29 protein-coding genes and 1 pseudogene are annotated in these 21640 nt (G+C 68.6%); 5 read left to right on the top strand and 25 right to left on the bottom strand.

Annotated elements, in window-relative coordinates; translation table 11 throughout:
* Positions 1-470 precede the first annotated feature (470 nt).
* Positions 471-653 carry a site-specific integrase gene (locus IF20_RS33425; RefSeq protein WP_052869183.1) on the top strand — a complete coding sequence of 61 codons (183 nt, stop codon included), beginning with the start codon at positions 471-473 and terminating at the stop codon, positions 651-653.
* Between the two features lie 145 nt (positions 654-798).
* Here the strand turns inward: IF20_RS33425 and IF20_RS33420 are convergent, their stop codons facing one another.
* The gene (locus IF20_RS33420; RefSeq protein WP_052869182.1) at positions 799-984 is read right to left on the bottom strand and encodes a hypothetical protein; all 186 of its coding nucleotides are present in this window, start codon (positions 982-984) and stop codon (positions 799-801) included.
* Between the two features lie 57 nt (positions 985-1041).
* On the bottom strand, positions 1042-1512 hold the full coding sequence (locus tag IF20_RS33415; RefSeq protein ID WP_052869181.1) for a DUF6233 domain-containing protein: 471 nt from the start codon (positions 1510-1512) through the stop codon (positions 1042-1044).
* A 94-nt stretch (positions 1513-1606) separates the two neighbouring features.
* Here IF20_RS33415 and IF20_RS33410 point away from each other — a divergent pair, with 94 nt between their 5' ends.
* Positions 1607-2146, top strand: coding sequence for a GNAT family N-acetyltransferase (locus IF20_RS33410; protein WP_234426935.1), 540 nt, complete (start codon positions 1607-1609; stop codon positions 2144-2146).
* A gap of 21 nt (positions 2147-2167) precedes the next feature.
* Here IF20_RS33410 and IF20_RS33405 read toward each other — a convergent pair whose 3' ends face one another.
* The 13 genes and pseudogenes from IF20_RS33405 to IF20_RS40290 all read right to left on the bottom strand — a co-directional run.
* Positions 2168-3745, bottom strand: coding sequence for an asparagine synthetase B family protein (locus IF20_RS33405; protein WP_234426934.1), 1578 nt, complete (start codon positions 3743-3745; stop codon positions 2168-2170).
* Between the two features lie 59 nt (positions 3746-3804).
* Entirely contained in the window at positions 3805-3978 is a 174-nt protein-coding gene (locus IF20_RS39535) for a hypothetical protein (RefSeq protein WP_199896876.1), read from the bottom strand.
* A 196-nt stretch (positions 3979-4174) separates the two neighbouring features.
* Positions 4175-5074: a protein kinase domain-containing protein gene (locus IF20_RS33400; RefSeq protein ID WP_052869179.1), complete on the bottom strand. Its 900-nt coding sequence runs from the start codon at positions 5072-5074 to the stop codon at positions 4175-4177.
* 204 nt (positions 5075-5278) lie between these two features.
* Positions 5279-5722: an NUDIX hydrolase gene (locus IF20_RS33395; RefSeq protein ID WP_052869178.1), complete on the bottom strand. Its 444-nt coding sequence runs from the start codon at positions 5720-5722 to the stop codon at positions 5279-5281.
* Between the two features lie 18 nt (positions 5723-5740).
* On the bottom strand, positions 5741-6535 hold the full coding sequence (locus IF20_RS33390; RefSeq protein WP_052869177.1) for an STM4013/SEN3800 family hydrolase: 795 nt from the start codon (positions 6533-6535) through the stop codon (positions 5741-5743).
* Positions 6532-7032, bottom strand: coding sequence for a hypothetical protein (locus IF20_RS33385; RefSeq protein WP_052869176.1), 501 nt, complete (start codon positions 7030-7032; stop codon positions 6532-6534). The genes IF20_RS33390 and IF20_RS33385 overlap by 4 nt, the downstream gene beginning before the upstream one ends.
* Complete coding sequence (locus IF20_RS33380; protein ID WP_234426933.1) at positions 7025-7672, bottom strand: dTMP kinase; 648 nt, start codon at positions 7670-7672, stop codon at positions 7025-7027. Before IF20_RS33380 ends, IF20_RS33385 begins: the two co-directional genes overlap by 8 nt.
* A complete protein-coding gene (locus tag IF20_RS33375; RefSeq protein ID WP_052869175.1) occupies positions 7669-8694 on the bottom strand; it encodes a radical SAM protein in 1026 nt (341 codons plus the stop codon). Before IF20_RS33375 ends, IF20_RS33380 begins: the two co-directional genes overlap by 4 nt.
* Positions 8695-9085: 391 nt before the next feature.
* Positions 9086-9355, bottom strand: a complete 270-nt coding sequence (locus IF20_RS33365; RefSeq protein WP_052869173.1) for a hypothetical protein — start codon at positions 9353-9355, stop codon at positions 9086-9088.
* A 69-nt stretch (positions 9356-9424) separates the two neighbouring features.
* Positions 9425-10306: a serine/threonine-protein kinase gene (locus IF20_RS33360; protein ID WP_199896875.1), complete on the bottom strand. Its 882-nt coding sequence runs from the start codon at positions 10304-10306 to the stop codon at positions 9425-9427.
* A gap of 350 nt (positions 10307-10656) precedes the next feature.
* Positions 10657-10872, bottom strand: coding sequence for a hypothetical protein (locus IF20_RS33355; RefSeq protein ID WP_052869171.1), 216 nt, complete (start codon positions 10870-10872; stop codon positions 10657-10659).
* Positions 10869-11078, bottom strand: a complete 210-nt coding sequence (locus tag IF20_RS33350; RefSeq protein ID WP_052869170.1) for a hypothetical protein — start codon at positions 11076-11078, stop codon at positions 10869-10871. Before IF20_RS33350 ends, IF20_RS33355 begins: the two co-directional genes overlap by 4 nt.
* Positions 11075-11191 (bottom strand): annotated as a pseudogene (locus IF20_RS40290) (DUF5999 family protein); the annotation flags it as partial. The pseudogene IF20_RS40290 and the gene IF20_RS33350, both read right to left, overlap by 4 nt.
* Positions 11192-11299: 108 nt before the next feature.
* Between IF20_RS40290 and IF20_RS33345 the strand changes: the two are divergent.
* Positions 11300-12025: a nucleotidyltransferase domain-containing protein gene (locus IF20_RS33345; RefSeq protein WP_052869169.1), complete on the top strand. Its 726-nt coding sequence runs from the start codon at positions 11300-11302 to the stop codon at positions 12023-12025.
* Positions 12026-12072: 47 nt separating this feature from the next.
* Here the strand turns inward: IF20_RS33345 and IF20_RS40285 are convergent, their stop codons facing one another.
* The 8 genes from IF20_RS40285 to IF20_RS33310 all read right to left on the bottom strand — a co-directional run bounded on the left by IF20_RS40285 (position 12073) and on the right by IF20_RS33310 (position 18015).
* Entirely contained in the window at positions 12073-12276 is a 204-nt protein-coding gene (locus IF20_RS40285) for a recombinase (protein ID WP_234426931.1), read from the bottom strand.
* Positions 12277-12288: 12 nt separating this feature from the next.
* The gene (locus tag IF20_RS33335; RefSeq protein ID WP_052869168.1) at positions 12289-14532 is read right to left on the bottom strand and encodes a tyrosine-type recombinase/integrase; all 2244 of its coding nucleotides are present in this window, start codon (positions 14530-14532) and stop codon (positions 12289-12291) included.
* Positions 14525-15727, bottom strand: a complete 1203-nt coding sequence (locus tag IF20_RS33330) for a tyrosine-type recombinase/integrase (protein ID WP_234426930.1) — start codon at positions 15725-15727, stop codon at positions 14525-14527. The genes IF20_RS33335 and IF20_RS33330 overlap by 8 nt, the downstream gene beginning before the upstream one ends.
* Complete coding sequence (locus IF20_RS40280; protein ID WP_234426929.1) at positions 15724-15882, bottom strand: DUF5999 family protein; 159 nt, start codon at positions 15880-15882, stop codon at positions 15724-15726. The genes IF20_RS33330 and IF20_RS40280 overlap by 4 nt, the downstream gene beginning before the upstream one ends.
* A gap of 264 nt (positions 15883-16146) precedes the next feature.
* Complete coding sequence (locus IF20_RS33325; protein ID WP_199896874.1) at positions 16147-16740, bottom strand: hypothetical protein; 594 nt, start codon at positions 16738-16740, stop codon at positions 16147-16149.
* Positions 16741-16790: 50 nt separating this feature from the next.
* On the bottom strand, positions 16791-17120 hold the full coding sequence (locus IF20_RS38560; protein ID WP_199896873.1) for a hypothetical protein: 330 nt from the start codon (positions 17118-17120) through the stop codon (positions 16791-16793).
* Positions 17121-17146: 26 nt separating this feature from the next.
* A complete protein-coding gene (locus IF20_RS33315; RefSeq protein WP_052869166.1) occupies positions 17147-17629 on the bottom strand; it encodes a DUF6415 family natural product biosynthesis protein in 483 nt (160 codons plus the stop codon).
* Positions 17599-18015, bottom strand: a complete 417-nt coding sequence (locus tag IF20_RS33310; RefSeq protein WP_052869165.1) for an ATP-binding protein — start codon at positions 18013-18015, stop codon at positions 17599-17601. Before IF20_RS33310 ends, IF20_RS33315 begins: the two co-directional genes overlap by 31 nt.
* A 241-nt stretch (positions 18016-18256) precedes the next feature.
* Here IF20_RS33310 and IF20_RS33305 point away from each other — a divergent pair, with 241 nt between their 5' ends.
* Positions 18257-19588, top strand: coding sequence for a helix-turn-helix domain-containing protein (locus IF20_RS33305; RefSeq protein WP_199896872.1), 1332 nt, complete (start codon positions 18257-18259; stop codon positions 19586-19588).
* A gap of 2 nt (positions 19589-19590) precedes the next feature.
* On the opposite strand, the gene IF20_RS33300 is transcribed toward IF20_RS33305, so the two are convergent.
* On the bottom strand, positions 19591-20124 hold the full coding sequence (locus tag IF20_RS33300; protein ID WP_052869164.1) for an NUDIX hydrolase: 534 nt from the start codon (positions 20122-20124) through the stop codon (positions 19591-19593).
* Positions 20125-20246: 122 nt separating this feature from the next.
* Between IF20_RS33300 and IF20_RS33295 the strand changes: the two genes are divergently transcribed.
* Positions 20247-20540, top strand: coding sequence for a hypothetical protein (locus tag IF20_RS33295; RefSeq protein ID WP_052869163.1), 294 nt, complete (start codon positions 20247-20249; stop codon positions 20538-20540).
* A 393-nt stretch (positions 20541-20933) separates the two neighbouring features.
* On the opposite strand, the gene IF20_RS33290 is transcribed toward IF20_RS33295, so the two are convergent.
* Positions 20934-21536 (bottom strand): transposase family protein, encoded by a 603-nt coding sequence (locus tag IF20_RS33290; protein WP_110944789.1) that lies wholly within the window; start codon positions 21534-21536, stop codon positions 20934-20936.
* Positions 21537-21640 lie beyond the last annotated feature (104 nt).

The following is a 21640-nucleotide window of genomic DNA, read 5'->3' as shown; positions in this document are numbered from 1 at the left end:
CTTCCGTCGACAGCGCTGCTGTACGGCCAGCCCTCTGGCGGTTATCCCGTAGCCGTGTTCCTGGTGGGCACTGTTTAGGCATGGGGGAGTCGCTGCGGAGACCGCCGGCACCAAAGGTTGCACTCAATCGCCCAATCCCACGATGTCTACTGCTCGCCTCCGCTCGCACTCAGGGACGATGGTGACGCAGGCGCCATTGTGCGAGTCACCGGCTAACCTCCGCCCGCGCGGAGATACCCCGAGACGCAGCTGATGCGGCGCTACGGACAGATCGTCGGCTCCGCCCACGCTGAGATGCACCGTTCGAACCGATGACGCTGGCCCCGTCTTCCGCCACCTGTTGAAGAATGGCACCGTCGCGTCCTCGAAGACGCGGGCGAAGAAGGCGACGAAGCGCGGCGCGAATCTGCGCAGCCACACGGTCAACGAACGCGTGCAGCTCTGGTTCAAGGCGGCCGGGCTGGTCACCGATGGCCGGCCCCGGCGGCGCCACCGATCTGGGCCTGGCCGACGCCACCGACGAGGAGATCGCGGACGCCGGCCGGTGGCGAAAGGACTCGCCCATCCCCCGCCGCGACTACGTCCGCCCCGCCCGGGACGCCAAGCGGGACCCGTTCAGCAAGGTGCCGGTCCACGGCGAGCAGGCGTTGTAAGGAGTGGTGTGCGGCGGTCTCCCCGCGGGGTCTGGGTGGGGAGACCGGCGTCCTGCAGTCATGTGATCAGCGAACCGCTGACACGCACCAGAAGGAACACTTCTGCACAGTGACACTCGGCCAGAGCGTGCGCAACACTGCCCGGTCAGGAGACGGCCGACGACTTCTTCCGGCCGTTTACCACGGTCTTCTCCCGCTGGCAGTCCTTGCAGAGCGGATTGCCGCCTCCGCCGTACCGCTGGCACGGCGTGCGGCAGCGGATGCACCAGCCGATCTGGTTAAGGGCACAGCCCAAGGCACGGGCGGCGGAGGCCGGGGTGGGGGTGGGCATGTTCAGGTTCCTCTCGATCCACCGAGGAAGAACCGCTTTCCCACCCGCATATTCCCGTCACCCGCCCAGGAGGGGCCGCAAGACGTCCTCCGGTCTGCACACGGGGCAGGGCTGGGCATGCTCGGTGTCGGCCAGCAGCTCCAGCGCGTCCTGGTCCGAGACTCGGGTGCGGGACTCCCCCGCCTTGGCGCAGTCCGGCCGGTGCACCCGTCGCAGGCCGTCGCGGTCCATGCTGACGCGCCAGCGAAGCGGCTCCGTCGGCTGCTGGGCCGGGTCCAGCACGCTGTAGTCCTGGCCGGGAATCGGCTCCACGGTGGGATAGGCGGCCGTGAATGGGACAACGCGCCCCTGTTGGACGGGGCCACCGGCGGCGGGCAACTGGTCCGGGACGATGATCTCGCAGGCGTACCACCACTTGCCCTCACCGTCCTGCTCGCGGCCACGGACCGTGGCCACGATCTCCTGCCCGTCCGGCAGGTGGACCCGGGCGTACGGGCCGTGCGGGGTGCCGTCATCCTCGGCATTCATCCCCCGATCGTAAAACGCCGGAGTGCTCCGAAACCGCCCGCCGCATGGTGTGGGATGCCAGGGTGAGTGTCCGGACGATACGGAGGAGACCACGGTGAAATTCACGATGCGCAGCGCCCGCCCGCAGGACCGGCAGGACGTGATCGACATCGTTCTGGCCCGGTCGCAGTGGCTGGAGGACCGCGGCATGCCGAGCTGGCGCCAGAGCGCCGACAAGGTCGCAGACCTGACCAGCAACGCCGACGGGTCGATGTGGCTGCTGGAGGCTGACGGCCGGCCGGTCGGGTGCACGACGGTGACGGACACCACCCCGCCGATGGCGTGGACCGCCGAGGAACTGGCGGAGCCGGCCCTGTACCTCTACACCACCATCACTGACCCGGCGCTGCGCGAGGCGAAGCCAGGCGCGCTGCTGGCGCTGTGGGCGGTGGACCGGGCCGCACGGGAGGACAAGGTGTGGGTACGGCGCGGCTGCCGCTTCCCCGGCCTGGTGGCCTACTACCAGCAGCAGGGGTTCACGCTGCTGCACACGATGCAGAAGAGCCACGGGCCGATGTACCTGCTGGGCCGCCGCGCCGAGCACATCCCAGACCTGGAGGAGCGCTTCGCCGGGCTGCGGCCACCGCTGGGGTAGGGGCGGCCGCGCGCTCGTCCGTCACAGGTAGGCGACGGCCGCCTGGTGCAGGTGGATGACCTCGATCAGCTGGGAGTCCCGCCGCTCCTCGTACGGGCCGCGGTCCAGCCGCTGCAGGCCACGGGCCAGGCCGTCCGGATCGATCAGCCCCGCGTCGAACAGGGGCGAGCCACTGGCCAGCATCCGGCGCAGCAGCGGCCGGCCATAGGTGAGCAGCCCGTTTTGCACGACCTCAGCGAAGGACTCGCGCTCGGCGGGCCAGACCACGTCGCGGCTCAGACCCAGGTCGGCGAGCCGCCGGCGCTGCAGCTGCTTGAGCTCGCGCCAGTCCATCGGCAGGGCCTCGCCAAGTGCGACCACCTCCGGGTCGGCGAAGGGGTGCAGCGGCCAGATGCCGGCGCGCAGCAGCACCGGCGCGGAGATCTCCAGCGACAACAACGTCATACTGTTCACCGCGGCCGGCGGCGCGATCCCCACGTCGCCGAACTCCGCTACCTCACCCACCCGGCGGCCGATCCAGGGCAGCCCGGCCGCGTCCTCCATCCGCCCCGCGGCACGGTGGAGATACTCCTGCTGGGAGAGGGCGACCATCTCGTCCCCGCCCAGGCCGGTCACCACGGTGTGCGCGCCGTGGCCAGCAATCTGTGCGGTCATGCGGACGAACGGGTAGTGAAGGGGCTCCTCGTACGGGCTGATCGCCTCGCCGCGCACCCGGGCGCACTCCGGGTGCAGCGGCAGGTCGACCGCGGCGTCGGCCACGGCATCCCAGGGGCCGAAGGGCACGGCGTTGCGCATCTCCTTGCGGCGCCGGATCTGCTGCTCCCGCCCCGGGCCGTCGATCAGGAGCGCCGCGGTGCCTAAGACACCCGGGTAGCGCTGCGCAGCCCGGGTGGCGACGGTACCGGAGTCGAAGCCTCCGGTGAGGTGGAAGACGCTCCGCTCGGCGTCGAGCGGCCGCACGTCCAGCGCGTCGTCGAGGGCCTGCACGAACGCGCCTGGCACGTCGGCGTCCGGGACGAGCTCCCGCGGCCCGGCGTGCAGGGACGGCTCTGGGTAATGCAGGTGCAGGTGGCCTCCGTAGAACGCGGTGAATCGTTCGGTGAGCCGGTGGATGCCGGTGAAGAAGGTGTCGTGGCTGTAGCGCGGGCGGTACAGCAGCAGACGCGCGGCCTCCAGGGTGTTGATGCCATGGGCGTGGGCGCGCAGGTCGGCCATGTCCCACGAGCCGTGAAGGTGGATGTCGTCGTGGGCGAGGTACAGCGGCGTTGTGCGGCACGGGCCTGCGGTGACCCGCACCGGGTTGTCCGGGACGGTCTCGACCGCCACGTAGTCGGTGGGCCACTGGTCGAGCAACGCGCGGCCCTGGTCGTATGCGGCCTCGGAGACGTGCCGTACTGCGGTGTCGCAGGCGGGCCGGTCGGCGACGCGTTCGCGGACAACGAGCAGGGTGCGCCGGCCATCGCTCACGGCCAGGTGCTCGACCATCGGGTGCCGCAGTGGCACGATCTCGCTGCGCCGGTCGGCGGTGCGGTACCGGTCGTCGTGCCACTGCCAGGAGCTGTCAAGGTACGGGGCCACGTGCAGGGTGAGCACATTCACCTCCAGAGCAGCGTGGGGCGGCCGCGCGCCTGGCCGCCCCACCCGTCCACTACAGGGCGTCAGATGGCCGTCGTGTCGTAGGTGTGGGAGCCGTCGCTACTGCCCTGTTCTTTTTTGTACTCGTGCGTCTCGGCAGGTGCCTGGACGCGGCGTACGGCCTTCGTTGCGAACAACCGCTCGTACGCCCGCCGGCTGCGGCGCGGAGGCGGGGGCACTAAGTCGTTGACCGGCATGGTCACTTCCTTCCGTGAGGGGGAGCACGGCTGGAGCTGTGGTCGTGAAGCTACCCACTGCAGTGGGATACGGCCAGACGGCCTTGCCTGCCTGCGCGTACACGCTGTGACGGACATGTCCGTCGGTCGGCACTCGCTCTGTCCATCGCCGCGTACATCGATGACGGCGCCGGCGGGGTGGCTCGGCGGGGCGCAGTCATGGGGCCGTTTCCTCAAGATGGTGGGCGAGTTCGGCCGCCGTCGGCCGGTCGGTAGGGGCAGGGGCCATGCAGGCAGTGATGAGGTCTTCCAGAGCCGGGAAGAACCACGGCCGTACGTCGGTGACGGGGGCGGCCGGGCCGGTGGCTATGAGCCGCAGCTTTTCGAACCGGTCCAGGTCATCGGCATAGGAGACGGGCCGCTGCCCGGTCCAGCACCAGTACAGGGTGGCGCCGAGGGACCAGATGTCGGCTGGCGGTGCGGCCTGGATGTGGGTGTCCGCGGGCGTGTTGAGGATCGCGGCGGCTATCTCGGGTGCGGTGGTGTGGGTGAGCGCTCCGCGGTACGGACGGCGGCCGGTGGCTCCTTGCGGGCCGCAGGCCAGCGCGTAGTCGATCAGGTGCGCGGCGCCCTGGCGGGAGTCCACGAGGACGTTGGTGGGCTGCACGTCCGCGTGCGTCCAGCCGTGGGCGTGCAGCACGGCCAGCCGTGCGGCCAGGGTGCGGGCGGTAGTGAGCATCCACGGCCGGACGGAACGCCGGTCCCCCTCGGGGCCGCGGGCGAGCGCCCAGGCGTTCCACAGCGCGCGCCCGGGAACCCATTCGACGGCGAGCCACTGGCCGTCAGCCCACGAGCCGGAGCCCTGGAGGTAGCCGGAGGGGACGGCGCCGAGGCGTTCCAACTCGGCCAAGACGGCAGCTTCCCGGATCATCTCGGGCGCCTTGTCACGGTCCGTACTGTGGTCGCTGTCGGGCGCGTTCGCTTTCAACGCCAGGTGCAGGCCGTCGTCTCCGGTGATCTCCCAGGCGCGGGAGCCGCGCCGGTCGGAGAGGAGCTTTGCGATGACGGGCCGGCCGCGGTAGGCGGCAAGGGCGTCGGGCGGGCTGGCGTGGGTCATGCGGTGCCTCGTTTCTGATCGGCCCAGGCCCACACGGCGGGCCAGGAGTGCACGGGGCCACCGGCGGCGGGCAGCCGGTCCGGGGCGACAATCTCGCACGCGTACAACCACGTACGCGGGCCGTGCGGGGTGCCGTCGTCCTCCTCGTTCCTGCCTGGCTCGTAACGAGATGCCCCGGACCACAATTGCTCCGGGGCATCGTCGTCACTGGGAAGCGACCGGCGCCTCGCACCGTGCGGCCAGCAGCAGGGCCAGCGGGCCGGCCGGGAGGAGGAAGCGCCCCTCCTCCGCGGCCTGGATCGCGTCGGCCATCGGCCACCACAACAACTTGTAGTCCTGCTCGCTGGGCGTCAGCTCCTGCGGCCCCAACGTCAGGTCGCGGGCCTCGTAGAGGTGGACGCGAGCCGTTTCACCGAGGGTGATCGCGAAGGAACCCAGCGAGCGCCAGGACTCAGCGGTGACACCGGCCTCCTCCCGCAGCTCGCGCCGGGCCGCCTCCTCGGGGGTCTCGCCCCCCTCCAGGCGTCCGCCGGGCAGGAAGACGTACTCGCCACCGTGCTTCGGGAAGTCGGAGGTCAGCAGGGCAACGAGGTCGCCTTCGGCGCGGGCGACGATCACGGCGGCATCGGGCATCGGTCCATCGGTCATGACCGCTGAGCGTAGCCGTCATCCCTGCACCCACGCCCCGAACGGCACGTTCAAGACAGAGGGATGGGCGATGCCGCGGCCGTGGAAACCGTCATCGCCATACGCGTCACCGTGATCCGCGCACATGATGATCAGCCAGCGGCGATCCGCGGTGAGCCCGTCGACCAGGCGCCCGAGGTGTTCGTCGGCGTAGGCCAGGGCTGCCGCCTGGGACGCCGCGCTGTCGGTGCTGTCGCCGACATAGTGCCCGTGCGGGACATGGGTGGCCGAGACGTTCACGAACAGGTACAGCGGGCGGTCCGCGTGCCGGTCGGCGACTTCCAGGGCCTGGTCCACCTGGTGCCGCGTGGAGTCGATCTCCGGGGAGCAGAATTCGGGCCGCCAGTGGTCCTCGTCGAACATCTGGGGCAGCACGGCGCCCATCGGCGTCTCACGGGAGAAGTAGGTGACGCCGCCGATGCACACGGTCCGGTAGCCGTGCTGGCCGAGCCCGGCCAGGAGGTTGGGCGCGTCGAAGACGAACGTCTCGGGACGCACGGTCTTGAAGGCCGGGGGCCGGCACTCCCATAGCCGGGGCGGCTGCTGAGGCTGCGGCAGCTTGGGCAGGAACCCGTGGAAGAACGCCTTGTGCGCGGGCAGGGTGAAGGTGCCCGGCGTCCAGCGGCGCTCCCACTGCCCGCCGGGCAGCATGCCCGCCAGGCGCGGGGTCCGGCCGGCGGTGAGGGCGGTCTCGGCGACGTCGTAGCGCAGCGAGTCCAGCGTGACGAACAGGATGCTGGAGCGCGCGTGAATAATCTCGGCGGCGTTGATCACTGGGTGGCTCCCGTCGGGGCAGGGTAGGGCTCGATGCGGCCTCGCGCGCCGTCGTTGACGGGGATCGGCACCCGGTCCGTGTCGATCATCGTGCGGATCTTTCTCAGGCCGTTGTCGTCGGTGAGCGGCCAGCCGTCGCGGCCGTACAGCGTGATGGTCACGGTCTCCTGCCCGGCGTCGCCGGTGGTGGTGATCAGCACCCCGGGGACGTCGCCCAGGTCGGCCATGGCATACCGCAGGTCGGGCTCGTTTGAGGGTTCAAGCGTGGACACGCGGCAGGCGTAGTGCTGGGCGTTGGTGGCGCCGCGGCAGAACCGGTCCAGGAACTCGGCGGAGAGGGGGTGGTGGTCGTAGGCGACCGCGATGTGACGGGCCTTGCTGACGACGACGAAGCAGGCGCCGACCCACCAGGCCACCCCGGCGTGGATCTCGTCCGGCACGCGGCCGCTGGCGTGGCCGTCGCGGATGACGGCATCGGTGTCGATGGGGTTAAGCACAGGCCCTCCCTCCGGCGCGGAGGGTCTGCATGATCTCGTGCACGAGTTGGTCGGGCGTCTTACCGTCGGTGCTGATCCACACTGCCGTCGGGTCGTCCGCGGCCACCGTCTCGAAGTTGAACCACAGTTGCTTGAGGCGTCCGGGGACCTCGATCAGGTCCTTGTCGTCCTGCTTGATGTCGCTCTTGGTTCTCAGGCGGGCGAGCAGCGTTTCCTCGGAGCAGTGCAGGTAGAAGGTGGCGGTGGGCTGCACTAGGTAGGGAAGGAACGGCGCCGTGAGCTGGCGTACGTGCTCGACGGCGATGCCGTGCACCGCGGCGTGGCAGGCGATGACGGAAGACTGGTAGCGGTCGGCGATGACCGGGGTGACCTGCCGGGCCATGCGCACGCTGTCCGACGAGTGCAGCAGCCCGGACAGGTAGAAGGCGAGCTGCGGCAGCGGGGCCAGACGGCTGTTGACCAGCTTCGACCAGTCGTTGTGCGGCCGGGGCAGTGTGTGCAGGGCGGTGCCCTGGAACTGTTGGGTGAGTAGCCGGGCGAGGGTGGACTTGCCGATGCCGGAGACGCCTTCGAGGACGATGAAGGGCTGCTCGGCGCCGCCGTAGGAGCGCGGCTGGTAGGCGATGGGAAGCGCGGTCACAGGGTTCCCTCCGTGAAGGAGCTGATGTGGTGGGCGACGGCCGCGGTCAGTGCCTGCGGGTCATCGAGGTGGGGGATCAGGTCCATCCGCAGGTCGTCGCGCAGCAGGCAGGGCTGGAGGCCACCGGCGTGATCGACGCGCAGTGACCAGAACCCCTCGACGCACTGCGGCCGCACGGGACAGGTGCCGCACTGGCCGACGTGGTGGCGGCCCAGGTCGCGGTGGATGACGTCGATCTCGACGCCGTCGATGCGGAAGACCCGGCGGCCCTGACCGACGCCGGCAACCTCGATGTCCTCGTCGCTGGTGAGGGTGCGCAGGTAGCGGATGGCACCGTCGGCGGAGACGGCGGAGCCGGCGCGGTCGGCGTTGAAGTCGGTATCGACCAGCTCGATAAGCTGCAAGGGCAGGCGCCGCGTCAGCGCGTAGTCGATGATGCGCTCGATCTCGTGGGCGTTCTCCTGCTGCATCAGCGTGTTCAGCTCGACGCGCTCGAACATCTCCCGGGCGGCCTCGAGGCCGTCCAGGACGGAGTTGATGCCGAGACGGGTGGCGGCGATGGCCTGGTAGGACTCGTCCGAGAAGTAGTGCAGGGAGACCTTGACCTTGTCCAGCGGCGCGCCGGCCAGCCACTCCTGGTTTCTGCGCACGAGGGTGCCGTTGGTGATGAGGGTGTAGGAGGCGTCCGGGCCGGGCGCGGGGAGCTGCGTGAGGACGGGGCGGGCGTGGCGAGAGGCCAGGGGTTCCCCGCCGGTGAAGTACACGCGCTTGAGGCCGGCTTCCATCAGGGCCTGAACGGTGCGCAGGAAGTCGTCGGCGTCGAACTGAGCCGCGCGGGGCTTCTGGCTGCGGTCGGTGCGGGTCAGGGGCGGAGGTACGTCCCCCTCGTTGTGGCAGAACCAGCAGGCGGTGTTGCACTTCGGGGTGAGGGACACGCGGAGCTGGCCGCGCAGCGCGGCGAAGTTCCTCAGAGCGGTGTAGTCGATGGCGGGTGCAGCGGCCGGGGTGGGCGGGATCTGCATGTGGGACCTCCGAGTAATGGCGGCTGAGCGGACGACACGTCGGCAGTGCTCTGGAACATCGGATCGGGGTCGAATCGGATGTGGACTTCGGTATGCGGCCGCTCTCCGAAGAGTCAGCGGACGCCGGTGTCGCCCCGCCCTGGCCGCACGGTGCTGCTCCGTACGACCCGTGCGGGCGTCTGGTGTGGGATGTCTCGGCGCGTGTAGTAGGCGCGCAGCATGCGCCGAAGGCGGTCAACGCACGGTTCACACCCGTGCATCGGGGCGTGTAGGCCGTCTTCCTGCACCGGCCCGAGATACGCGACATGCACCTCGATGCGCCCGCAGAGCCAGCACGTGCCCAGCTCCCAGCGCTCTTCCACGCCGTTCCTTCCGTGTCTGGTTCGTCGGGCTAGGAGTTGCTCGGGGGGCTTTCCGGGCGGCGGCCGCTGACGCTGACGGCCTCCTTCAGGAGAGCCTTCTCCTCCTCGGTGGCCGGCCGGAGCTGCGCGTAGAACGCGGGCCAGCGGACCCAGCGGAAGCCGAGGGGGTGCCGCAAGAAGACGACCGGGCCCTCAACGCCCTCCACTTCGGCCGGCTGTTGGTTGCCTAGGTCGTAGACCACCTCGTGACTCTTCACGTCTTCCGGTGACTGGAAGCAGCCCGGCGTGGGCGTCGTCATGCTCTTCCTTGTGCTCGGGACCTCGCGGTCAGTGGTTGGGTCGTCTGGTCTCGTCGTGCTCGTCTCGGGTCAGACCGGGAGCTGGCGTATCTCGATCGCCAGAGTCCAGGCGTCCGGCCGTTTGTCAGCGGAGAGCATCAAGACCTCACCCAGCAGTTCCTGGAGCTCCGGCCAGACGCGGTCCTCTTTCAGATTCAGGCCCTGACTGGCGATGATGCGGCACACGTCAGAGGGACTCAGCTTGTCCTCGTCGTGTCCGGCGCGGTGGTAGTCCAACGGCCAGTCCCCCGTCAGCGCCCACCAGAAGGAGGCCGCCAGGGCGTACACGTCGTCGGCCGGGGAAGGGGCCGCCGGTGACGTACGTTCCTCCCGCTCGACCTCGCCGGCCAGCTCGGGGCTGGTGAGGTGCGTTATGCCACCCAAGTAGGTATCCGGGGCTTCCAGGCCGGAGGTGCACGCCCAGGAGAAGTCGATGAGCCGAGTGCCGTGAACCCGGGTGTAGATGATGTGGTGCGGCTGGACGTCCCCGTGCACCCACCCCCGCTTGTGCAGGTCGGAGAGCGCGAGGCACGCCTCCACCAGTCGCACTCGCGCCAGCGGCCGGCTGCCGCCTCCCGCACGCACGGGTTCCAGCGCCTCCCAGGTCGAGTGCCCCTCCCACCAGCGGGTCAGCACCCAGGGAGCGCCGTCCCCGGCGCCGACGTCCAGCAGGTAGCCCGGGTCCTGGAGGCGCTGGAGTACGGCCGCCTCTCGCGCTACGACGCCAGCCGGCGCAGCGCGACGTTCCGCGACCTTTAAGGCCACCGGCCCAGCGATCCCGTTGACGCGCCACACCGACACCCCACCCCTGTCGCTGATCGGCGCCCAGTCCGCGGGCACCCCGCAGTGGTAGATCGCCGCTGCCCTCGCCTCCGCCGGGTAGTGGGCGAACGTCGTATCGGTCTCGGTCATGGTGCTGGGCATCCGTTACCTCGTGGGTCTCAGTTGGCTGACAGGCCCCGGCGCGACGGCGCCCCCGTCAAGGGAGGAACCGCGGGCGCCGTCGCGCCGGGGTGGGCCCGTTGCCGCGCGCGGCAACGGGCACTGGGTGGGGTGGTGGTCGACGGCCCTCCCGCGCCCAGTTCTCCCGGTACCGAGCCCTGTCTCAGGTCCGGCATCGGGTCGCGCACCCGGCCGGTGAGGGCCGAGCGGGTCTCCCAGCGCGTGTCTCCATCGGCACGTGGATAGGGCAGTCGCCCCACGCCAGGAGGTTGGACCGCCCTCGGGCTTCAATGCCGCCACAGCAGCCCGAGGACGGAGTCTCAGTAACAGCCGCCCAGAGAGATCAGAGCGAGGCAGATGATGGGGTGGCCGGCGCAGCACTTGAGCCAGTGCAAGACCAACGGCAGCTCATGCGACGGCCGGGCGGCCTTCTTCTCTCCCTTGCTCCGTCGCTCCTTGATGAAGGAGCAGGCGAACAACACGCCGTACAGGGCGCAGGCCACCTTGATCCAGGAGTACAACGTCTCGCGGCTCACTCCCGGGCGTACTCCTCCTCGGAGCCGCGGACGGCAGCGAGGAACAGTGCGCTGTCGGCGGCGCGAAGCGCCTGCCCAGGCTGCCTCTGGTCGGAGGTGTCCGGCGACGTGGGCGGCCAGCGGCGGGCGGCGGCCATCGCCGTCAGCGCCACGGCCAGTTCCAGCGCCAGCGCGCAGACGACGAGAGCGGGGGCGACGCTGGTCATGCGGCCGGCACCATCTGCGTGGTGCCGAGAGGCCGGTGCGGGCCGATGACCTGCCCGTCCGGCAGCAACTCCCCGGTGTCCTCGAACAGCAATACGCCATTGCACAGCAGGCTCCTTCTCTGCACTTCACTCGATCGAAGGTCGCTGGGGACCTGAACGACGGGAGAGCGTCCGGCTTGGCCCCTGGCATGCGTTTCTCGCGGGTGGCACGATGAACGCCCATGGATGATCAAGGAACTCTGGCTGCTCAGGCTCTGCGTTTGGTCGCGACTCGTTTCCCGGATGCGCTGGGGGCCGTTCTGGGGGGATCGGTTGCCCAGGGCCGTGCCACTGAGACCAGCGACTTGGATGTGGCCGTCCTCTTGCCGGACTCGGATATCAGCCGCCGTGAGGTAGTACGCCACGAGGGCCGCCTGGCTGAGCTGTTCCTGAACACCGTTGCCGACATACCAGAATTCTTCGAGTGGGACAGAGCCCGCCGCCGCGGCACGGTCCTGTTCATCTATGACCAGGGCCTGCCGTTGATGGACCCGCACGGCGATCTCTCCCGTGTGCGCGAACAGGCCCGAGCGGCACTCGCGGCCGGGCCGCCGCCGCTCACGCCGGCGGAATGGGAACGAGGTCGCTACGGCCTGACCTGCTTCATGGACGACCTGGTCGACACTCCGCCCGCGAACCGGCATGAACAGCTCTCCCTCGCCGACTTCACCCTGCGCGAGGCGGCACATCTGCTCACCGCCCACCACGGCGCCTGGACGGGCATCGGCAAGTGGTTGCCTCGCAGGCTGCTGAGCGCCGACCCGATCCGGGGAAAGGCGCTGCTGGACGGCCATCAAGCCTTGGCGGAACAGGCCGTTCCCGCTCCACTGGCGACTGCGGTTGAGGGGGTACTCGACCTGCTCGGCGGACCGCTGAGGGAGGGATACGCACTTCGCTGGCGTGCCTGACCTGCCTTTCCCTTCTCTGTGCTCGCTCGATCGACCTTCGTTGTGGATCACTGGGTCTCCTCGGGACGGGGGCGTGGGATGCCAAGGTCGGTGGTGGGTCTCCTGGTGAGGCGGGCGGCTTCGGCCTGTTTGGCGCGGAGGAAGGTCAGGGTCGAGTCGATGCCTTCGACCTCGCCGAGCCAGTGCTCTTCCTGGGCTCGCTTGCGCCGCAGGAGAAGGTCCTTCTCGATCTCCGCGAGGCGGGGCAGCATCTTGGGGTTGACCTAGAGCATCGGGCAGCGGATGCAGGCGTGTTCGTGGTTGCAGGGGGTGCCGTAGGGGCGGGCGCAGTTGCCGAGTTCGACCTTGCGCTTGTCGAAGTGCTCCTCGAAGTCGGCCCACTCCTCGGGCGTGACCTCGGGGTATTCGATCTCCGGTCGGAGCGATCGGCGGTGGTTCAGGAACCGCTGGTAGTTGGCGACGATGTCCTCGGCGAAGACCGCGACGTAGCCCTGGAGTGTCTGGAGGTTCAGGTGGCCGAGCAGGGCGGCGCCGATGTGGATGGGCAGGCCGCCGTTGACGATCTCGGTGGCGAAAAGCCGTCGGAAGTCGTGCGGCGTGAAGGTTATGTCGGCGAAGGCTCGGTGGGTCTCGGCGAGTTCCTCGCAGCTGCGGGCGAACATGTGGATGAACGTGGTCGGGGAGATCACTGATCGCTGTGTGCCGTTCTGCCGTTGCATGAGGAACGGCATGGGCTCTGACCAGGTCTTCTCGTGCGGGTCGTAGCGGTTGAGCAGGCGGACCGGCTGGCCGTCGGGGGTGAGGCGGCGGATGATCTGGGCGACCGCGTGGAACAAGTCCGCGGACATCGGGATGACGCGCTCGCGCTCGCTCTTGGATGGGGCGATGACGAGCAGGGCGATGACCTCGTTGTTCGGGCGCCGATACTGGCGGATGCTCAGGTGGGTGAGCTCGCAGAGCTCCTCGACGCGGATGCCGCTGTGTCTCAGGATCTCCAGGCCGGCCCATTCCCAGAACGCGGTGTCCTCGGTGAGCGTGACGTTGAGGACCTGTCCGTCCTCGTCGGTGACGCGGACCGGTGGTTCGTCCTGGCTCTTGGCCCAGGTGCGATCGCGGTCGCTGTCCGTGCGCCGATAGGAGTGTCCGTCGTGCTCGAAGATCTCTCCGAGCTCGACCGCGCGGGCCTTCTTGAGCAGGCCCGTTAAGTGCTCGTGGCGGCCTTCGACGTGCGCGACCAGGGTGGGCAGTAGCGGCTGGCGGACCCGGATGCGGTCGGACATCCGCTGGTGGATCTCCCGCTTGCGCTTGGCGAACCCCTTGAGTTCCTTCGGCCGGATCGGGCAGGGCACGACCCACTGGGCCCACTGCTCGGGCTCGTCGATTGCCCAGCTGTGCAGGTCGAGGTAGAGGGCGCGGACGGCCAGGAGGATGCCGGAGTCGTCGGCGCGGGTGCGGCGCTCGTCGCGGTCCCACCGTTTGATGGCCTCGCGCCACTGGTCATAGACCTCGGGGCTCAGCGCCAGGTCCTGCTGTCCCGGGTTGATCTTCTCGATCTTGGCCCAGAACGTGTTCGCGAGCTGGCGGGCCAGGGCCGTGATGGTGGTGTAGTCGGTGCCGGCCCGGCGTCGGGTCAGGTAGTCGATCAGCAGCTGGCGGACGCCCTGGTGCTGGATGGGGTAGCGGTCGACGAGCTGTGTGATGGTGAGTTGGCCGCGATAGACGTAGGCCCGCAGGGTCGGCGGGGTGCCGGGCGGGAAGTGGCCCATCTGGTGCAGCACCTGCCAGGTGCTCAGGCCCGCGAACCGGGTCGCCCCTGCCTTGCTGCCGTGGGTCACTCCGAGCCGCTTGGACTCCATGCCGTAGTGCAGTAGCGCCGATGGCGTCAGGTCCTCCAGCGCGATGCCACCCGTGGTCAGGGCGGCTGTCAGGTCGAACTTCGCCCGGAGGCGGTGCATGTGGTGGACGTCGAAGGCGTCGGCCGCGGCGAAGAACTTCTCCAGCAGCGCATCGGACTGGAGTTCGCGGAATCTCTGCGGGTAGTCCAGGAACTTGTTCGCGCGGAAGCCGGAGATCGACGGCCGGATGACCCGCAGGCAGAACGCCAGCTTGATCCCGGCGATCAGATCTGCGCTGTCAACGCGGTCGCCCTCGCGCGCCAGGACGCGTACCGACTCTGCGCCTTCGTCGTCGAAACCGCTGGCCAGCCATCTCTCCTGCCACGTATCACCGGGCATCTCCTCCAGGAGGGAGAAGGTGCGCTGGACGGCCTTCCGCCGGCGACCCGGGTTCGGCTGGCCCTTGGTGGCACGTTCGACGATGCGCAGGATCTCGGAGGCCGGGGCCCGGGACAGATCACCGAAGGGGCCTGGTGGTGTGCTGGGCAGCGGTGCCGGTGCCGCCTTCAGCTCCGCGCCGGCGAAGCGTGTGACGGGAGCGGGGACGAACGGCTCGTCGCCGTTGTAGTCGGTGCGTCGGTTGCGGGCGGTGAAGGTCTGGATGTCAGCCACCGAACACCGCCTTGAAGTCGTCCGGGTCGTAGCCCGGCGCGATGCTGGGCTGGACGCGGGGCCGGTGGTAGTGGGCCTGCAGGGCGTCGAAGAGATCCTCGACACGGGCGTGCAGGTAGCGGCCGGTGGTGGCCAGGTCGGCGTGCCGGAGGATGGCGCGGACCTCGACCAGGGTCAGGTTGGGGTCGTTGGCCATCCGCTCGGCTGCCGTGTGCCGTAGGTCGTGAAGGCTCCAGTTCGTGCCCAGCCGGTCGTTGGCCCGCTGGATGACGCGCCGCATCGCCCAGTAGGTGAGCGGCTTGTCCGGGCCTCGGCGGGTGCGGAAGACCGGCTCGTGCGGGGCGGGCATGCCCATCGCGTCGAGGTATGCGGCCAGCACCACCAGGGCCTGCGGGCTCGCCGGGATCGGTTCGCGCAGCTTGGTGCCCTTGGAGACGACGTAGACGATCTGTGCCGGCCAGTCGACGTCAGCCGGGGTGACGCCGAGCAGCTCGGAGGCGCGGGCGCCGCTGGAGACGTAGAGCAGCACCGCGGCGCGGTCCCGGTCGTGGTTCATGGCGGCGAAGAACTCGTCCCACATCGCGTCCGGGATGGCCCGGGGCTCGGTGGCCGGGACGCGCTGGCGCAGACGGGAGCGGCGGAAGGCCGGCACGGTCTCCGCCGGACTGCGGTGAGCGAGCGCCCGGCGGCGTGCCTCCGAGACCGGAACCGGATTCACCAGCGGGCCGCGGCCCAGGTCGCGGTGGAAGTCGTAGAAGCTGGCCACCACGGTCAGCGCGTGGTTGATCGTCGCCGGGGCGTAGCCGGCCTTGAGGTACCGCTTGCCGGTGCGCGGGTTGACCGAGCCGGGCTGCGGCGCGTCCGGCCGGGTGCGGCGGCGCTGCAGATTCGGTGCCGTACGAAGCCATCCCACTATCACTGCTACCTCCCCTTCCGTCGCCTTGTCCCAGGTCACGTTCAAAAGCCACAGGAACCGGAACCACCGCAGCAGGTCATTGGCGTAACTGCGGCTGGTTGCTGGGCTGTTGTCGTTCAGAGCGAGGTCTCGCAGGTAGGGCGTCACCGAGTCGACCGGGCTTCCAGCGGGGTCGAGTACGGCGTACGCCGGGTGCTGGGTCTCCAGCTGAACGACCGAGCCGACGCGGGGCAGGACAGCTCGCCCCTCCATCAGCTGGTTGCGCAGGTGCCACGTCACACAGAACTCCTTGGGCAGTCGGACATCGCAGTGCCCAACGACCTCAAGAAGGTGCAATTAACACACCACCCCTGTTCGACGCAGGACGAGACTGCGTGTGCAGCATCCGCGTCGGGTGCGTCAGCGGCTGGGCACGGCGGGGTGTGTGAGCACATGGGGTCTCCGATAAGTGGTTTGGGGCGAGTGCCGTGCGGCGGACTCGTAAGGGGAAGGGTCTTCGTGGCCGGCTGCCGCTCGCCGTCGCCGCAGTAGGCGGGCGGCAGCCGGGGCGCCTGTTCCCTGTCAGGAGTCGGGAGTGGCGTCACATCCTCTCCACGGGGATTTCCGGGGCCGACAAGGGAGTGGCCGCGCCAGGACAGAGAGGACCCACTTGGAAGGGTCGCCGGTGCGTCGGGGTCCGGTCCGCACCAGCGACCGGTTCATGGGCCGAACTGCAGAGCCTTGACCATTTGCTGTGCCGCTTGGACGTCGATGCGTCCCACGGTGATGGCCGCCTCTTCGCTACACCTCATGCAGTCCGGATGGAATGTGTGGTCGACCAGCTTGGCTCCAGTCGAGTCGCGGAGCGCCTCGCAGAGCAGCTCGCTGATCCGTTCGCCGTGGGCCCACAGCAGCACGGCGTCCACCTCGTCGCATTCGGCGACGGCCTTCTCCGGAGGTGCGCCGAGCAGTACGGCGAGCTGCGCGCCGACTGGAATCGAGACGTCGCCGAGGTCCACCATTCCTTCGATGACAACGGGCTCGGACATGTCGAGCCCGTGTGCGCGCAAGCAGGTGGCTAAGTCGTCTCGGGCCTGGTAGGTCTCCTGCATCGCATCACGTACAAGCTGTGCCAGGGCGACCGCATCGTGGGAGCCGACTGTGCACGCGTCACCCGCGACGGTAGTTCGCACGTAGATGCCGGCTTGGTGCAGGACGGTGCGGAGTTCGTACATCGCCTCCACCGGCCCCGGGGCCTTCGTGAGCTGGCTCGGGGCGGGCGTCGTCTCAATGGCGGTCGTCGTCTCACTCATGTTCTTCTCCGGAGCTACGGCGTGGGCAGAGGTCTGGACGGCTACTTCCATCAGGGGCTAGCCCTGCAGGCTCCGGCCGAGGCTGGCTTCTCCTCCTCTGCCAAGGGCAGCACGGAGACAGGACGCGCAAGCAGCGTCCACTCACGCTCACCTCTGCCGAATCGGAAGCTGTACGGCTGGCCGCAGCGCAAAGCGGTCAGTACGTCACCGGCTCCTCGGTGATCGCCGAGCCAGGCCCACACCGTGCCGAAGGTCTCGTGGTCGAGGGTGAACGCGATGTCGCGTGCGGTCTCCCTTAGCCAGGTGACCGCGCGGCCGGGGTCGGGCGTCGTCTCGCTGCGGGGCTTGAGGCGCACTCCTTCAGGGTTGGTGTAGTCCACGTGGCACCAGTAGGCGCTTGGCAAGGTCACGCGGACCACCGCCCTTCCGCCTGCGCAGCCTCCTGCTCGACAGCCAGGACCTCCAGTACGTCCCCGACCAGGAAGGCCAGGCGTCGGGCGTAGCCCCGAGCGGAAGGGAAGTCGTCGGGCACAGGTGTGGCATCGAGCCGCTGAGAACGGATGACGACCTCGGACAGCTCCGGGCTCCAGTCACCGCTGACTCGCATGGTGGCGATGCGAATGAGCTGACGAAGGTGACTGCTGATGCGAGGCAGCAGCTCGTCCAGCTCCTCCGGAGTCAGAAGTGCAGACTCCTGGCCCATCACTCTGTCCAGTACGTCATCGATCTCTTCGTCTCGGATGAACCAGCTGTGCATGATGCTGATGCAGGTACGCAGCGTGGCGACGGGCGCCTCTCGGGCGGGCTCGACATCGAGCTTCCGACCCTCGCGCCGGGGGAGAATGGGTCGTGGTGCCGTCACGCCGTCTCCCACTGCGGCGTCGCCCACAGCTCGCACCACACGTCCTTGCCCTCATCGTGAAGCTGAGCACCCCATCGGTCGGACATCGACTCCAGAAACACCATGCCGCGCCCGGTCTCGGCCCCCCAGTCGGGAGCACCGAGCTTGGGCAGCTCATGGCTGGAATCGGTGACGGTGATGCGGATGCGCGAGGCGTCACCTTGAAGGGTCAAGACGCAGAGGGGCGAGCCGGTGTGCTTGGCTACGTTGGCCAGCAGCTCATGTGCACAGAGCACCGCCGCCTCCACAGACGGGGTATAGCCCCAGTGGCGCAGATGAGCCCGAACGATGCGCCGTACGCCCCCCAACGCCTCGGGGCGGGCGCTCAGTTTCTGCCTGAAGCAACGCGCGTTCGCTTCCTCGCCGACGCTCACGGACCCTCCACCGGTCGAACGTCGGACGTTGCGCGCGATGTCAGGGTCGCCTACCACCTGGCCTGGCGAGCTGATTGGCAACGTCATGATCCGACACCTGTCACAGTTGACAACTCGGTTTCTGCAACAGCGGCTTCGCTGTGTTCTCAAGGATGTTCAGTTACAGATCAGCGGAACAGGTCAGTGTGATTACCCAACTTGGGTAATCTGACCGGTCAGTCGGAGAAGGTGATGTCAGGTCGTGACGAGAACCAATGAACCGGGCGAGCTCCCTGTCGCGCTCCTGCGAAAGCCGGAGATGGTAGAAGCCTGCCGCGTCCGGGACTTCGGGGCGATCTTCCACTTGGTACGGCGGGGAGCAGGCATCTACCCCTCGCGCATCGCCTCGCTGTGTGGTCTGACACCGAGCCGCGTCGGTGAGGTCATGGCCGGCAAGCGCAAGATCGTGCACATCGGCGTGATCGAACGCATCGCTGATGGCCTGCATATCCCCGGTGCCATGCTCGGGCTCGCCTCTCGCAGCTGGGAACTGGCCGCGCCAGCAGCTCCAGCCCCCGAACCGCGGCCAGTCGCCACCATCGACAACCGTCACGCGGTCAAGGCCGTCGACTTGGACGACGTCATGGTGCTGACTGGTGACGTTCAGGTCAGCCAATCCACTGTCTCAGCCCTGCGTTCGCTCATCGAAGATCAATGGCGGCACGATGACAAACACGGCGGGGCGAATCTGAGGCCCGCCGTCGTGGGGCAACTACGACACGTACAGAACCTTCTGCGCCGCGGCGGTCCATCCCCCCTCGTCGCCGAATTGCGAGACATCGCCGCAGAACTCGCGCGATTGGCCGGGTGGGCTTACTTCGACGCCCGTCAGTACAGCACCGCACGGGGATACTTCACCGAAGCCCTCAGCATCGCCCGCGAAGCCGGGGACCGTCAGTTCGTTGCCAACGTCCCGTCCTGTATGAGCCTCCAGGCGACATACGAAGGCGAGGCAGGCGCCAGGGAAGCGGCCGCTCTCGCTCAAGCTGCTCAGGACGCGGCACGTGGCACAGAGACCTCTTCACTCATCATGTCGATGCTCCACATGCGCGAGGCATTCGCTCAGGCCATGCTGGGAGACGGTGGCTCCTGCCACCGCTCCGTGGAGAAGGCCCACGAACTGTTCGCCAGCGCGAGAGATGAGGGGCCAGCGCCCCGATGGGTCCAGTATTTCGACGAGACGAAACTGATCGTGGACGCCGGCATCGCGTTCGCCCAGCTTGGGGAGACCCGCAAACAGCTCGAGGAGGCCCGCAAAGCTGAGCCCCTCATCACCGAAGGGCTGCGTCGCGAACACCATGAACAACGGCGAGGTCGGGCGTTTCACGCACTATGGCTGGCTAACACCCAGCTGCGTCAAGGCGCGGTGGAGGCGGCCTGCCGCACAGCGTCGACCGCCCTGGACATGGCCAGCGCGGTCGACTCACCACGGATCAACGCACACGTACAAGACTTCCAGGCACGTCTGCGGCCCTATGCACGCGAGACCGCGGTGATTGCCCTGGAAGCACATCTACGACAGCAACGAAGCTGAGCTCAGGCCAGGGTCTCGTCCAGCAGGAGGTAGAGCACGCCGATCAGTGAGCCGCTACTGACAATCTCCCGTCGATCGATCATCGCCTTGAGATTCGAGATCGGGATCCACTCGATTCTGTCCGACTCGTTCAGCTCAGTGGGCGGACCGACATACTCAGCAGCTCGCGCCCGAAAGACATGGTGCTCGGAGTCGGTGATGCCGTTCGCCGGCTGAGCGTAGATGAGCGGCTTCACCTCCTCGACCCGCCACCCAGTTTCTTCCTCGGCTTCGCGGACCGCAGCCTGCTCCGGGGTCTCACCTTCCTCTATGAGCCCCATCGGGAGCTCCCATCCCCAGGTGTCCGTGATGAAACGGTGGCGCCACATCATGAGCACACGCTTTTGCTCATCGACGATCGCCGCGACGGCGAGGTGACGCAGGCGCACCACGTGATACTCCCAGCGCCGACCATCTGGCTGCTGAACATCAAGAAGGCACAGATTCACCCACGGGTTCGTGTAAATCTGCCGCTCACCATGGACCTGCCACTGCATGCGCTCTGCTCCTTCGCTGTGTGCTCCAAGCATGTCAGGTTTCCGCGGGCGGACGGCCGCTACCTTGTGAACCACCACGGACAACAGCCTCGGAACAAGGAACCTCGCACTACGATCCAGGCATGGGCGACGAGGACGACGGCACACCGCGCGGCCCGTACGCCCGGGTGCACCTGCCGGACGGGCAGGAGATCCTGGCGACGGTTCGCGGCCGTGAGCAGGACGGCGAGGGCACATGGTGGTACGCCTGCGAGATCGTCATCCCGGACCGGCTGCCCTCCGTCGGCGGCCCCGTTCAGCAAGGCCGCGTCGTACCGTTCACGGCCAGCTATCCCACCGTGGAGCCGATCGAAGGCCAGGACTACAGCGTGCTGAACCCAACGCGGGAGTCGGTGGCGGCGCCGGGGCGGTGGTGAACGTCTCCTCCGGTGTGCTGGCGCGGGAGAAGCGCAGGATCGTGTTGAGCGTCATGCCGAGTTGTCGGGCGACAGACCGCTTGCTGTGTCCGGCGGCCAGGATCGTGTGGATGGTGGCGTGCTTGGCGCGGGTGCGTTCGGCGAACCGGTGGCCCGTCGGCCAGGGCGACACCACGGCCACCTCCTCTTCCTCCGGCGATTCGTCGGGCGGTGCCGGAGTCTGGCGCAGGCAGCCGCGGTGCCGGTAGACGCACTTCTCGGAGGCCCACCCAGGTTGTGCCAAAAGTGCCACCGGTCGGCAACTTGAAGGGCCTGCGGGGCGCCGCGGGTGGCTCCTTCAGCGAAGAAGGCGCCGTCACGGCAGACGATCTCAATGCAGGGCCGTTCAGCGAGTCAGGCCGCGAGCGTGTCCGCCTCCCGGTCGGACAAGAGGTCGATCGGGCGACATGTCTCGACGTCGACGAGCACAGTTCCGTAGATCCGGCCCCTGCACTGGGCGTATTCGTCCACGCCGACCACGCGGGGCGTGACGGTGGGCGGATCGGGGAGCGAGGCGATCAGCCTCAACAGAGTGTTGCGACTGACCGGCGCTCCGAAGGCGTACGTCATACGGGCACCGGCCCTGCCAGCAAGCGCGAGACCAACCGAGACGAGCGTCGACCGCAGCCGTTCCGTCCGCCGGCCGAATCGGCGGGTGAGCCCCGGCGCCTGCTCGGCGAAGGTCTTGCACGGACAGGAGTCCTCCGTGCAGACGAACCGGCGCACCCTCAATGCCACCACGACGGACTTGCCCGTCGTCGGCAGGTCATGCGGAGACCGCAGATAAGAGCCGTGTATTCGCCCCGCCAGGCATCCGCAGTCCGGGCAGGTCACCTGCCGGGCAGTGCTCAGAGCCTCGACTCGGACGACCAGGTCGGTCACCTCGACCGACTCCACCAATGCGTTCTCCAGCGAGGAGAACAGCAACTCTTCGAGTTGCGGCCGTACCTCGTTCACGGCGCAGCACTGTCGGCCATACCGCCCACCGGCCGGGCGATTTTCGGGCTATCTCAGCCACCGTCACCAGAAGATCGACGGTCACGTTGCGTACGCGACCACAC

Origin of the sequence: Streptomyces niger, assembly GCF_000718305.1 — a bacterium.
Classification (GTDB): domain Bacteria; phylum Actinomycetota; class Actinomycetes; order Streptomycetales; family Streptomycetaceae; genus Streptomyces; species Streptomyces niger.
The sequence above is the reverse complement of the archived record's forward strand: the minus strand, read 5'-3'. Positions and strand labels throughout refer to the sequence as shown.